We start from the raw sequence: 12,958 nt of genomic DNA, 5'->3' as shown, positions 1-12,958 counted from the left end.
ATCAAATTGTTTTATTAGCTTCTGTTGCTGCAATTTTTCCAGATATTATAGATGGTGGGACACCCGGGCCGGGAACTGTTAACTGCCCTGTATAGAATAGATTTTTTATTTTTCTGTTTCTCAGAGACGGCTTCAATACAGCTGTCTGAGATAATGTATTCGCCAAGCCATAGGCATTACCTTCAAAAGCATTATAATCATTAACAAAATCATTGATGCAATAGCTTCTTTTGTAATCGATTTTTGAAACGAGATTGGACGTTTTTGTATGTTTTTCAATCCTTTTTATCATTTCGGAAAAATACTTTTCGCGCATTTCTTCAGAATCATTAATCCCGGTTGCAATAGGCATCAGTAAGAAAACATTTTCACAATTCTCCGGTGCTGTACTTTTATCTGTTTTGGAAGGACAGCAGACATAGAATAAAGGCTTGGAAGGCCATTTTTTGTCATTATAGATTTCCTTGGTGTGGAGATCAAGATCATTTTCAAAGAATAAAGTATGATGTTTCAGATTAGGAATTTTTCTATTAAATCCCAAATAAAAAATCAAACACGAAGGAGCGAAGGTTTTCTTTTTCCAATACTTTTCATCATAATTTCTTTGATCTTCTGATAACAATTTTTGCTCTGTATGGTGATAATCCGATGAAGCAATAACAGAATCAAACTCTAGTTTTTTGCCATCAACAATGATTCCCACAGCTTTCTTATTCTCTGTTATAATCTTTTCAACATTTGAATTAAGATGAATATTAGCACCTTGTTCAGCAGCAATTTTTGCCATAGCTTCTATAACTTTAATAAAGCCGCCCATTGGATACCAGGTTCCCAATTTGTAGCCACCATAATTCATCAGACTGTATAGGGCTGGAATATCTTTCGGAGCTGCCCCAAGAAATATCACAGGAAACTCCATTAAAGTAATCAGTTTTGGATTGGAAAAATATTTTCTGACAAATTGATGAAAATTCGTTAACAAATCCAGTTTTAATGCACTTTTTGCAATAGTAGGAGAGACAAACTCAAACCAGGAATGACAAGGTTTGCTGACAAAATCCTTCATACCTACTTCATATTTATATTGGGCATCTTTCATAAAATCATCCAGCTTTTTTCCTGCACCTTTCTCTGTATGGTCAAAAAGATTTCTCATTTCTTCATAATCCTGGGGAATTTCCATGGTGCCGTCAGAAAAAACCATTTCAAATTGTGGATTTAGCGGTATTAGATTATAAAAATCTTCTGTAGTTTTTCCAAAGTCTTTGAAAAAATCTTCAATAATATCCGGCATCCAATACCAACTTGGGCCCATATCAAAGCTATAGCCATGATGTGTTTGGAAATTTCTTGCGCGTCCTCCCAAACTGCTGTTTTTTTCAAAAATGTGCACCTCATTGCCTGTTTTGGCACAATAAGCCGCAGCAGACAATCCGGAAAAACCAGAACCTATAATTGCTACTTTCTTTTTCATATCAGGTTATTTCCCAAAGGATAATCTTTTAAAACTGTTTCCAGTAGTTGTTGGTGGTGTATATTTCTACTGAATATAGAATTATGAAACTGATCTAGTTTATCAAGAATTTTAATCAATTCCATTTTTTCGGTGTAATTCAAATTACCGGTAACAATACTGGAAGCTGTCCGGATTTTATCCATTTGTTTTTCTAAGGCTTCCAGTCCGGATTTTGTTATGTTTAGGACTTTTGTTCTCTTATCTGTTTTAGAATCAGTTTGTTCTACCCAACCTTGCTTGATCAGCCTGTTGATAATAAGAATACCGGCAGACTTGTCGTGAATATTTTTTTTTATCAGTTCCATTTTGGTCATGGATCCAAAAGCTTTCAGATTAATCAGGTAGATAAATTCTTCCTGAGTATTAAAACCAGATCCTGCAATTGCTGACTTAGAATATGTTTTGGCATAACGGTTCATATGAACCAGTAAAGTGCTAATAACACTTTCAGGTGATCTTCCGTTTTCTTTTCCTTCCCAATCCGGTTCATCATTAACTGATTTTCTTCTTAGAACTTCCTTATCATAGATCCAGCTTTTGAATCCAGTGAGGTCATCAGAATAAATTTTTTTTGTGTTTTCAGAATCAAACTCCTCCAAAAGTTTTATTGTCTCTTTTATAGTTTTGAAATTCATTAAATCAATTTTAGTATACAAATATACTTATTTATATAAATTTAGTATAATAATATACATCAATAATGAGACCAAATATCAAAATCAAACAATTGTTTTAAAATTTCTTAAATGATAATTCTATATTCTTAAAAAACTATTAAAAATTCTAAAGTTTTAAAACTTTTATAATTTGTGGAACTGTAGTTGTGATAATTATAAAAATTTAAAATAAAAAGGTTATGAAAACGGAATTAAAAATTAAAAGCTTAATGTTTGGATTATCGTTAATTGCAGCAAACTATTTAACTGCGCAGACTAATCCAACAACCAATGATACAATCAATAATAATCAGACAACCCAAACGCAAACAGCCGGAACAACTAACCCAGAAATTGAAGCATTAAAACAAAAAATTGCTGCAAAGCCAGACGATACGCAAGCTCTAGTAGGTTTGGCAACGGCTTATCAAAATGCCAATGACTGGACATCAGCCATCGCAACGTGGAATAAAATTACAACAGTAATTCCGGATTGGGCGCCAGCTTATTATAGTATTGGATATGCCAACCAATCTGCGAAAAACAATGAAGCTGCTAAAGCCGCTTATGAGCAATACATTAGCAAGGTAAAGCCTGAAGAAGTTGAAGCGAATAAACAGAATCTGGCTTACGCATATTTTTTCATAGCATTCTTGGATAAGGATACTGATAAAGAAAAAGCCAAACAATATATTGCTAAATCTTTACAATATGACAGCACCAATCAGGATGCGCTTAATCTAAGCAAAAGCTTGATGAACTAGAATCAAATTTTTCAATAAATAAAAAGACGCTTATAATTTAAGCGTCTTTTGCGTTTTATATATTTTCACTAGAATCTATACATTTTTTTCAGGATCTTTATCTTTTGATTTCTTTTTGTAAAAATAATAAGCAATTCCTCCGATTAAAAACACCGGCCAAAAGGGCAGAAGAAACAACAAAATATCTCCAATCACTTTCCAGCCGGAAGAAATCGCATCTGCAGATTTTGCACCAAAGCTTTTGGTTTGTTGCGATTCATTTGGTTTCAGGTAATTATCATATAAAGTAATATCAAGATTACAAAGCTTGTTCGCATTATAAGAATCGCCTTTAACTTCCAGGTTTTTGTTATGAAGTTTTCCCAACACCGAAAGATCTTCTACAAGATAATCAAACTTGTCATAAGGAACTTTTGTAGTTAAATATAAAGTCTGAAGCTCATCATTACTGACTAAATTTTCCGTATTGATAACACCATCATATTTTCTGATGATATCTCTTACCGATTGTTTTGCTATAGAAATGTCATCCACATTCAGCTCAACAGAACCATTTTTCACCATTGCATTAGCAACAGGTTCTTTTTTCACAGGCTCTTTATAAATAACTTTGGTAATGGTTTTCGGTTTCGGAATTTCTTTTTTAATTTGATTTTTGATTGAATCAATTGTTGTAGCTACTTTTTTGTCTTCGATATCTTTTTTGAATTTCTCGACATTGTCCGCAATAGAATCTATTTTCTCTTTGCTCTTATCAAAAACTTTCTCGATTTCTTCTTTATTTTTAATCAGATCTTTAGCTTTCAGATTTACCGAATCCAAAACGGAATTTGTATCAAGATTATTTACAGTTTCAGAAGCTTTATCAATTAAAGAATCTACGTTGGCAATTGTATTATTAGCTTCTTGTAAATCTGCTTTTTTACACATCGTGAGTGTGCTCAAAATAACGGCGGTCAATATTAATTTTTTCATTGGGATAATTTTATGATGTAAAGCTATCCCGAAACGAAAAGAATGATTTGTAAATGAATCCGAAACTTTTTGTAATATTATAACTAAATGAAAACCAAACATTTAAATTTATTTTACAAGTGATTTACAAAACAAAAAGCATCCGAATATTGGATGCTTTGTAATTATGTTAATTGAGTTTTATTAATTAAAAATGCTTAAACTCACTGATAAAATGCAGTTTTACATTCGGAAACTTTTCCTGCGTCATATGGATTGTAAAAGACGAGTCAGCTAAAAAAACCAATTGGTCATATTTGTCTCTTGCTAAGAAACGCTGCTTCAATCTCGCAAATTCTTTGAATTCTTCAGACTTTTCATCCGCTTCCACCCAACACGCTTTGTGGATGCTGATAGGTTCGTAAGAACATTTTGCGCCATATTCGTGTTCCAGACGGTATTGGATAACCTCATACTGAAGCGCACCAACTGTTCCGATGATTTTTCTGTTGTTCATTTCCAGCGTAAAGAGCTGCGCAACACCTTCATCCATCAACTGGTCAACACCTTTTGCTAGTTGCTTAGCTTTCAACGGATCATTGTTATTGATATAACGGAAATGTTCCGGAGAGAAACTCGGAATACCTTTGAAATTCAGTTTTTCACCGGCTGTCAGCGTATCACCAATCCGGAAACTTCCCGTATCGTGAAGACCGACAATATCGCCAGGAAAACTCTCGTCCACCACTTCTTTTTTGTCTGCAAAGAATGCGTTAGGAGAAGAGAACTTCATTTTTTTTCCTTCTCTCACCAACAGATAATTTTCATTTCTTTTAAACGTTCCCGACACGATTTTCACAAACGCCAGACGGTCTCTGTGTTTCGGGTCCATATTCGCGTGGATTTTGAACACAAACCCTGTAAAATTCTGTTCTTCCGGCTTTACCAATCTCGTTTCACTTTCTTTCGGCTGTGGCATTGGTGCAATATCAATGAAAGCATTCAATAGCTCACGAACTCCGAAATTATTAAGCGCAGAACCAAAGAAAACCGGCTGCAAATCACCATTCATATAATCCTCACGATTAAACCCAGGATAAACAGACTGGATCAGATCCAATTCTTCACGCAGCGTTGTCGCCGCTTTTACACCAACCAGTTCATCAATCTGAGAATCGTTGATATCATCAATTTTCAGAGATTCTCCAACTTTCTGTTTCTTCTCTTCCAAGAACAACTGAATATTATTTTCCCAAATATTATAAATCCCCTGGAAGTCGCTTCCCATACCGATCGGCAGAGAAAGTGGACAAACCGTCAATCCTAATTTCTGTTCTACTTCATCCAGCAAATCAAAAGCATCTTTACCTTCACGGTCAAGCTTGTTAATGAAAACAATCATCGGAATGTTTCTCATTCTGCAAACCTGAACCAGTTTTTCCGTCTGTTCCTCAACTCCTTTTGCAACGTCAATTACCACAATTACAGAGTCAACCGCAGTCAATGTTCGGTACGTATCTTCCGCAAAATCCTTGTGTCCGGGCGTATCCAGAATATTGATTTTGTGGTCTCTGTATTCAAAAGCCAATACCGATGTCGCCACCGAAATCCCTCTCTGACGCTCGATTTCCATAAAGTCGGATGTTGCACCTTTCTTGATTTTATTGGATTTTACAGCACCGGCTTCCTGAATTGCTCCTCCAAAAAGCAGGAGTTTTTCCGTCAACGTGGTTTTTCCCGCATCGGGGTGGGAGATGATTCCGAAAGTTTTTCGTTTGCTGATTTCTTGTTCTAAAGACATAATAAAATTTGAGACTGCAAAAATCGTGATTTTTATCGGATTTTGAAAATCGAGTTTTACTCAAAGAAAATCTTTGAATATTAATTTAAGAGTCTCACAGATTATTCAGATTTAGCAGATTGAAAAACCATTAAAATAAATCAGTTCAATTTGCTAAATCTGCGAGAAGAGTTTTTATGTATTATTAAGGAGCTTAATCCCGCTTGTAGTTTATACTGAGCCTGTCGAAGTGCTGTATGTTTTTTGTTTCAGAAGTTTTGTCATCGAAAACAAATTTCAAATTAAGACAAAAAAGGATGCCGCTGCAAAACGAAGTTTCGACGATTCAAATTATAAATAAAATACTCAGAGTCAATCGGGGCTAGGGATTTTGTTTTCAAATCAACAGTGATGAATAAATAGAATTTAGTCTAAACAGATTGCAGAAACCAAAACTCAACTGTGTTTTATTTTAAACAGATTGTGCGAATCAAAAAACCAAATGTGTTTTGTTCTAAACAGACTGCAGGAATCAGATGGTTGTCAGTCCGAGGCTCTCGAAGACATTCAATAAAAAATTCCTTATAAAATTATTTAGATTGATTCATTTTCAGATAATAAGCCAAAGCTAAACCAATTAATACAATCCCGATACTGAAAGGAAAAATATAAGGCAATCCAAATACATCAGCGACACCGCCAATCAATGGACCTGTAACTCCCAGAGAAATATCAATGAACAAACCGTAACCTGCCAAAGCTGAACCCTGATTGGACGAAGGAACGGTTTTCATTGCCATTACGCCCAAAGCCGGGAATATCAATGAAAACCCCAAACCCGTAATTCCGGCACCAATCAATGCAAAATTCGGATGATAAGACAATGTAATAATGGTTAAACCTAAGGCTTCCACAGCCAGACTTACAATCGCAACGTTGATTCCGCCAAATCGGTTAATCGCATTACTGAAAACCAATCTGCCGGTAACAAACAAAACCCCAAAAACCGACAAACACATCGCACCATTTTGCCAATGGTAATAATCGTAATAAAGTGTAATAAAAGTCGAAATGGTTGCAAATCCTAGTCCGCCAAAAGCCAGGCAAAGCCCAAAAGGCGCTACTTTTCCCAGAACATTCCAGAAAGATTTTTGTTCTTCTTCAGAATGTTTTCCCGTCCGGTTTTCTTTCGATTTTGCTATGAAAAATCCGATTAATCCTAACACTATAATTAGGATTCCTAAACCGTAAAAATTGAAATGTTTTACAATCGTAACACCCAAGGATGCGCCAATTGCCAAAGCGCCGTAACACGCCACACCATTATAAGAAATAATCTTTGGTGTATGTTTTTCACCTAAAGTCATAATTGCCCAGTTAATCGGACTTGCCCCAATCATTCCTTCTGCACAGCCCGTAAAAAATCGGGTAATAATCAGAAATAATAGGCTGACAATAGGTGATAATCTGAAATAATACGCCATTACCAATACCAAACCTGTAAAGGAAAAGCTGATCATACTTGCCAAAACGGCAGGCTTTGGGCCTTTGCTGTCAATGATTTTTCCTGAGTAAGCTCTCATCAGAAAGGTCATCACATATTGTAAACTAATCACAATCCCTGCAACCAACATACTGAAACCAAGACCTTTGTTGATAAAAATCGGTAAAACGGATAATGATAATCCAATGATAAAATAGCCTATAAAAGTGAAAAATACATAGGAAATAACGGAATATGAGAAATTCTTGCTTTGTCCGATCGTTGCATCCATAACATTAAAATCAAAGATGCAAAGTTACTTCGGAAAAATGAGTTAAAATAATTTTGGGTTATGAATTAAAAGATAATTTTAAAGCCTTAGCACGTTATAAATTCTTCCAAAATCAGTAACTTTCCGCTTTCAAATGAGAAAAATGGAACAATACAGAATAGAAAGCGATTTGCTTGGGGAATTGGAAGTTCCCGCAAATGCCTATTATGGAGTGCAAACGCAGCGTGCTATTAATAATTTCAATATTTCAGGTCAGAGATTATTCTCTTATCCGGAGTTCATTAACGCTTTGGCTTATATCAAAAAAGGAGCGGCAAAAACCAATTATGAATTAGGTCTTCTTGAAGAAAATCTTTATCAAAATATTATCAAAGCATGCGACAAAGTTATTTCAGGAAAATATAACCAGGAATTCCCGATTGATATGATACAAGGCGGCGCCGGGACTTCCGTGAATATGAATGCCAACGAAGTTATTGCTAATATTACTCTGGAACTTTTGGGCCATCAAAAAGGAGAATATCAGTATTGTTCACCCAATGATCACATTAATCTCTCCCAATCCACCAATGATGTCTATCCAAGTGCGATAAAGATTGCGCTTTATAATATGAACAAAGTTTTAGTTGAAAAACTGAAATTAATTATTGAAGCTTTTCGCCAAAAAGGAATTGCGTTTCAGGATGTTATCAAAATGGGAAGAACTCAGCTTCAGGATGCAGTTCCAATGACAATGGGGCAGGAATTCGAAGCCTTTGCCGCAACTTTGGAAGAAGATATCGAAAAATTAAATAATAATGCGCTTCTCTTTGTAGAAGTCAATATGGGCGCAACAGCCATTGGAACTGGCTTAAATGCTCCAAAAGGTTATGCTAAAAGATGCGCAGAGAATCTGGCAGAAATCACCGGAATCCCTATTGTTTCCGCACCGGATCTTGTAGAAGCTACACCAGATACTGGCGCTTACGTCATCTATTCGTCGGCGATGAAAAGAATGGCTGTAAAACTATCAAAAATTTGTAATGACCTGAGATTACTTTCATCCGGTCCGCGAGCAGGATTGTACGAAATCAATCTTCCACCAATGCAGCCTGGTTCTTCGATTATGCCTGGAAAAGTCAATCCTGTGATTCCGGAAGTTGTCAATCAGGTTTGTTATAAAGTGATCGGAAACGATTTGACAGTGACATTTGCAGCAGAAGCAGGACAATTGCAGCTTAATGTGATGGAACCTGTACTTTGTCACGCTATTATGGAGAACATCCATTTTCTATGTAATGCGTTGGATACGCTTCGGGAAAAATGTGTTTCAGGAATTACGGCTAACAAAGAAGTTTGCCTTAATATGGTGAAGCACAGCATAGGAATTGTAACAGCCCTGAATCCGTATATCGGTTATAAAAATTCAACAAAAATCGCCAAGGAAGCTTTGGAAACCGGGAAAAGTGTTTATAATCTTGTGATAGAACACCAATTGCTATCACAGGAGAAGTTAGACGAAATTCTTGATCCGAAAAACATGCTGAATCCACACAATAAATTTACAGTTTAATGAACAAGTTTCAAAAGTTAATAAAGTCCATTCAATATATTATAAAGCAACCAAGTCTTGTTAATCTGATTCTTGATCAAAATGATGTCAGAAAACTGGAATTTCAAAAAAAACATCCTCAATTATTAAGTTTGCCGGAAGTTTCTCTGGACGAAATTACTAATGGTAATTTTGAATCCAATGTTGATTTATTTATTCTTGACGGTGGTTCGCTTCCTACAGATTTAGCTTTATTGAAGACTCTTGCGAAAGGGAAGAGTTCATATTTCGAAATCGGGACCTGGCGAGGAGAAAGCATTTGGAACATCGCTAAAGAAATAGATGACTGCACAACCCTGAATCTTTCCAAAGCTGACATGCTAGCAATGGGTTGGAACAAAAAATATGCGGAATTACATGGTGTTTTATCAAAGAAAAATTCAAAAATCCTGCATTTGGAAGGTAATACAAAAACCTTTGATTTTGCCGGACTTGGTAAAAAATATGATCTGATCTTCATTGACGGAGATCATTCTTACGAGATGGTAAAGCATGATACGGAGCAGGTTTTCAAACATCTCGTTCACGATAATTCGGTTGTGGTCTGGCACGACTACGCTTACAACCCGGAGAAAATTCGTTACGAAGTTTTCAAAGCTATTTTGGACGGGACACCAAAAGAATTTCATAAAAATCTTTACCATCCACAAAATACAATGTGTGCCGTTTTCACAAAAGAAAATTTTAATACGTCCACTTTTGAAAACCCTAAAACTCCAGAATTTTTGTTTGAAGTTAATCTAAAATCCAATAAATTTTAAGTGAAATTCCTAATCATCATTCCTGCCCACAACGAAGAGAATAATATTTCCCAATGCTTGGAATCCATTAAAAATCAGATTTTTAAAGATTTCGTTTGTGTTATTGTGAATGATGGTTCCATCGATAGAACTTCTGAAATCACTAATAATTTCAAAGTTCAAGATTCAAGATTCAAGGTTTTGGATTTAGAAAAATCTGAGCATTCTCCTGGTGCAAAAATTGTGAGAACTTTTAATAAAGGTTTAGAATCTCTTGATTGGAAAGGCCTTGATGTGATTTGTAAATATGATGCAGACATTGTTTTTCCTCGTAATTATTTAGAGAGAATCAACCAGGTTTTCGAAACCAATCCAAAAGCCGGAATTGTTTCCGGTTTGGTTTACATTAAGAAGCATAAGCAAAATCCTGAAATCAAAAATCTAAGAAATCCAAACGAAAATTGGTTGGATTTCAGCAACAAAAATCACGAGTGGATTTTTGAAGATTTATCTTCCAGAAACCATGTTCGCGGACCTGTAAAAGCTTACAGAAAAGAATGTTTTGAAGATATGAACGGTTTGCGAACAGTTCTCGGCTGGGATAATCTGGATATTTTATTAGCAAAAAAACACGGTTGGGACATTGTCACTATTAAAGACATTTGGGTAAAACATTTGCGCCCGACAGCTTACAAATACAAATCGCAAAAAGCCGAAAAATTGGGTCAATATTTTTATAACATTGGTCTGAGTTTGCCTCTGGCTATCATTTCTTCTGCAAAATCCAGTTTTAAAAATCATTCTGCAAAAGAATTTTTTATCACAATCAAATCTTTTCTGAAACAAAAAGACCAACGAAATCTAAGCCAAGAAGAAATCAAATTTATCCGAAATCTACGCTGGAAAGAATTTTTCAAAAATTTCGGTTTATGAAAAGAATTGCTTACATAGAACTTGATACACACGCAGAATTAGCCGCTAACTTCTATGAATTGACAAAAAATTCATCGGAACTTTCTGTTGATTTCTATTTCTCGGAAAAAATTTTTAAACTGTTGAACATTCACGGGAAAAATGTTTTCCTAACCGATTATTCCCAGCTTTTAGAGATTTTGGATAAGATAAAGTATGATTTAATTATTATTGGAACAGTTCATCGTCATTTCATTTTCTACAAAGCAATTGTGCAGAAATTCAACACGGCAATTCTTGTTCATAATCTGAATTTTGCTAAAGCTTCAAAATGGGAATTATTCAAAAATATTTTCAAAAATGATTTTAAGTATCGTTTGAAATTATTTCTGAAAGAAGGACTCTTGGAAGCTCCAAAAGTCTATCAAAAATCAAAATATCTTTTGGGAATCGACGAATTGATTTCTCAGAAAAATAATCTGGAATTTTTGCCGGTTTATTTTAATCAATTCGATTCCGAAAAATCAGATAAGGAAACAATCAGGATTGTAGTTCCTGGTACTGTTTCGCAAAGCAGGAGAGACTATAATACGTTTCTTTACAAGCTGAAAAACTTTGATAATACCGAAGTCCATTATGAAATTATTTTCCTTGGGAAAGCTTCCGGAAAAGAATTGAAAAAATTAAAGTCAACTATAGATAAACTCCCACAATCTATTAAAATACAGTTTTTTGAACATAAAATTCATCAGCAACAATTTGATGAATGGATGAGAAAATCAGATGTTTTATATTGCCCAATTCAAAATGAAACTGAGTTTTTATCTGTCAAAGAAATCTACGGAAAAACTAAAATCAGCGGCAATATTGGAGACGCCATCAGATATGCAAAACCAGCGATCTTTCCCACAAGCTATGAAAGCGATTTAGAATTTATCATCCCTGAAAAAGAGGATTTACAAACTCAGCTTTCCGAAGTAAAAAATCAAAGATTCGGCTTTAAACTATACTCAAGGGAAATTACTTCAAGAAAATTAATTCAATTAATAAAAAAACTTTAAGACTTTTCTTTTTTAAAACTCTTTCTCAAAACAATTTTCGACTTTCTCAAACCTTTTATTGAATTAAACCTGATTCTCTCATTATACAAAAACCAACCACCAACACAGCCGATAACACTACCGATTAAAATCTCCAACAATCTCATTTTTAAAAGGTAATCAGGATTAAGTGAAGTGGAGCTTCCGGTTTCAGCAAGCAGAATTCCCATTGGAGTCAGAAACATTACTGCTAATGCATAATGCCTCGTAATCAGCATTTCCACAATGATCTGAAGACAGATAATTGCAATGCAAATCCACAATGTATCATTAATGTAAGAAAATATAAACCACGCAATCACAAGGCCTATCAATGTACCAATAATCCTGTGAAGACCACGTTTCCAGATGTGATATTGGTTGACACCTTGTAAAACTGCCAAGCTGGAAACCGGAATCCAGTAAGGATAATCAAGTTTAAAAATCTGTCCAATCAAAACCGAAGCAAACATACAGATCCCGATAATTTGTGATTCTACAAGATTAACATACGGATTGATCTGGAGCGTAGTTACATTTTTACTAGGTTCTTTTTTGGATTTTAATAAAGTATAAATCAAGCAAATAAGACAAGCATTCAAAGTCCCGATGGTGAAAACGCCGATTTTCTGCGGAATAGCTTCCGGATTGTGGGGAAGTCCGATAGCCAAAGAAGCCATCATAATAAAGAAAAAACTTCCCGGAGGTTTGAGATTGAAATATCGGACAATATAATAAACTATTGCTGAAAAAATCCCAAAAGCTAAAGGTGCAATCCACATATTGAAACTAAAAACCAAACCGAAAATGTAAGAAATAATCATCCCGAAAGAACAGACAAACATCTTCATCATCATTTCAAAAATATCTTTTGTATTCGGGATGTAAAGAATTACCAAGCCTGCCAGACTTGCTGTTAATGAAGCCTTTACATTTCCGGAATAATATCCGAATATCAAAGGAATCCCAACAGAAAGTCCCGCAAGAAAAGGAATGTGCCAGCTTCTGGGTGATGGTTTCAGTTCAAAAAATGATCCGATTTCTTTTTTTATATTGATTTTCAATGGATTGATTTTACTTTTAGAATTAGAAACAGCGATTTGAAAAACTATTTTTTGCCAGTGCAAAATTACCCATTAATCGTGGAAATTCAAATTCTAATGAAATGAGAAATTGCATAAAAATCGCTAT

Annotated in this window: 11 protein-coding genes; 5 read left to right on the top strand and 6 right to left on the bottom strand. The window is 34.9% G+C overall.

From position 1 onward, the window contains the following. Position 1: 1 nt before the first annotated feature. Complete coding sequence (locus QOL71_RS01695) at positions 2–1,474, bottom strand: phytoene desaturase family protein (RefSeq protein ID WP_283415286.1); 1,473 nt, start codon at positions 1,472–1,474, stop codon at positions 2–4. Continuing rightward, positions 1,471–2,151, bottom strand: coding sequence for a MarR family winged helix-turn-helix transcriptional regulator (locus QOL71_RS01690; protein WP_283415285.1), 681 nt, complete (start codon positions 2,149–2,151; stop codon positions 1,471–1,473). Before QOL71_RS01690 ends, QOL71_RS01695 begins: the two co-directional genes overlap by 4 nt. Before the next feature lie 221 nt (positions 2,152–2,372). Here QOL71_RS01690 and QOL71_RS01685 point away from each other — a divergent pair, with 221 nt between their 5' ends. Then, positions 2,373–2,936 (top strand): tetratricopeptide repeat protein, encoded by a 564-nt coding sequence (locus QOL71_RS01685; protein ID WP_283415284.1) that lies wholly within the window; start codon positions 2,373–2,375, stop codon positions 2,934–2,936. 75 nt (positions 2,937–3,011) lie between these two features. On the opposite strand, the gene QOL71_RS01680 is transcribed toward QOL71_RS01685, so the two are convergent. The 3 genes from QOL71_RS01680 to QOL71_RS01670 form a co-directional block, all read right to left on the bottom strand. Further along, the gene (locus QOL71_RS01680; RefSeq protein WP_283415283.1) at positions 3,012–3,911 is read right to left on the bottom strand and encodes a DUF4349 domain-containing protein; all 900 of its coding nucleotides are present in this window, start codon (positions 3,909–3,911) and stop codon (positions 3,012–3,014) included. A gap of 187 nt (positions 3,912–4,098) precedes the next feature. Next, positions 4,099–5,691: a peptide chain release factor 3 gene (locus QOL71_RS01675; protein ID WP_283415282.1), complete on the bottom strand. Its 1,593-nt coding sequence runs from the start codon at positions 5,689–5,691 to the stop codon at positions 4,099–4,101. Positions 5,692–6,260: 569 nt separating this feature from the next. Continuing rightward, complete coding sequence (locus tag QOL71_RS01670) at positions 6,261–7,445, bottom strand: MFS transporter (RefSeq protein WP_283415281.1); 1,185 nt, start codon at positions 7,443–7,445, stop codon at positions 6,261–6,263. 142 nt (positions 7,446–7,587) lie between these two features. On the opposite strand from QOL71_RS01670, the gene aspA reads away from it, so the two are divergent. Genes aspA through QOL71_RS01650 form a run of 4 tightly spaced genes read left to right on the top strand, consistent with a single transcriptional unit; the run spans position 7,588 to position 11,749 of the window. Further along, positions 7,588–8,997, top strand: coding sequence for an aspartate ammonia-lyase (gene aspA / locus QOL71_RS01665; RefSeq protein ID WP_283415280.1), 1,410 nt, complete (start codon positions 7,588–7,590; stop codon positions 8,995–8,997). Further along, the gene (locus QOL71_RS01660; RefSeq protein ID WP_283415279.1) at positions 8,997–9,797 is read left to right on the top strand and encodes a class I SAM-dependent methyltransferase; all 801 of its coding nucleotides are present in this window, start codon (positions 8,997–8,999) and stop codon (positions 9,795–9,797) included. Before aspA ends, QOL71_RS01660 begins: the two co-directional genes overlap by 1 nt. Beyond that, on the top strand, positions 9,798–10,709 hold the full coding sequence (locus QOL71_RS01655; protein WP_283415278.1) for a glycosyltransferase family 2 protein: 912 nt from the start codon (positions 9,798–9,800) through the stop codon (positions 10,707–10,709). Beyond that, complete coding sequence (locus tag QOL71_RS01650) at positions 10,706–11,749, top strand: hypothetical protein (RefSeq protein ID WP_283415277.1); 1,044 nt, start codon at positions 10,706–10,708, stop codon at positions 11,747–11,749. Before QOL71_RS01655 ends, QOL71_RS01650 begins: the two co-directional genes overlap by 4 nt. On the opposite strand, the gene QOL71_RS01645 is transcribed toward QOL71_RS01650, so the two are convergent. Then, positions 11,746–12,831 carry an FUSC family protein gene (locus QOL71_RS01645; protein WP_283415276.1) on the bottom strand — a complete coding sequence of 362 codons (1,086 nt, stop codon included), beginning with the start codon at positions 12,829–12,831 and terminating at the stop codon, positions 11,746–11,748. The two genes, QOL71_RS01650 and QOL71_RS01645, sit on opposite strands and share 4 nt — an antisense overlap. Positions 12,832–12,958 lie beyond the last annotated feature (127 nt).

Origin of the sequence: Epilithonimonas pallida, assembly GCF_900182975.1 — a bacterium.
Taxonomy (GTDB): domain Bacteria; phylum Bacteroidota; class Bacteroidia; order Flavobacteriales; family Weeksellaceae; genus Epilithonimonas; species Epilithonimonas pallida.
Note: the sequence above shows the minus strand (reverse complement) of the source record. Positions and strands in the feature narration are given on the sequence as shown.

Coding starts and splice junctions, on each gene's coding strand:
- QOL71_RS01695 (WP_283415286.1), bottom strand. CDS start 1,474: ATGAAAAAGAAAGTAGCAATTATAGGTTCTGGTTTTTCCGGATTGTCT.
- QOL71_RS01690 (WP_283415285.1), bottom strand. CDS start 2,151: ATGAATTTCAAAACTATAAAAGAGACAATAAAACTTTTGGAGGAGTTT.
- QOL71_RS01685 (WP_283415284.1), top strand. CDS start 2,373: ATGAAAACGGAATTAAAAATTAAAAGCTTAATGTTTGGATTATCGTTA.
- QOL71_RS01680 (WP_283415283.1), bottom strand. CDS start 3,911: ATGAAAAAATTAATATTGACCGCCGTTATTTTGAGCACACTCACGATG.
- QOL71_RS01675 (WP_283415282.1), bottom strand. CDS start 5,691: ATGTCTTTAGAACAAGAAATCAGCAAACGAAAAACTTTCGGAATCATC.
- QOL71_RS01670 (WP_283415281.1), bottom strand. CDS start 7,445: ATGGATGCAACGATCGGACAAAGCAAGAATTTCTCATATTCCGTTATT.
- aspA (WP_283415280.1), top strand. CDS start 7,588: ATGGAACAATACAGAATAGAAAGCGATTTGCTTGGGGAATTGGAAGTT.
- QOL71_RS01660 (WP_283415279.1), top strand. CDS start 8,997: ATGAACAAGTTTCAAAAGTTAATAAAGTCCATTCAATATATTATAAAG.
- QOL71_RS01650 (WP_283415277.1), top strand. CDS start 10,706: ATGAAAAGAATTGCTTACATAGAACTTGATACACACGCAGAATTAGCC.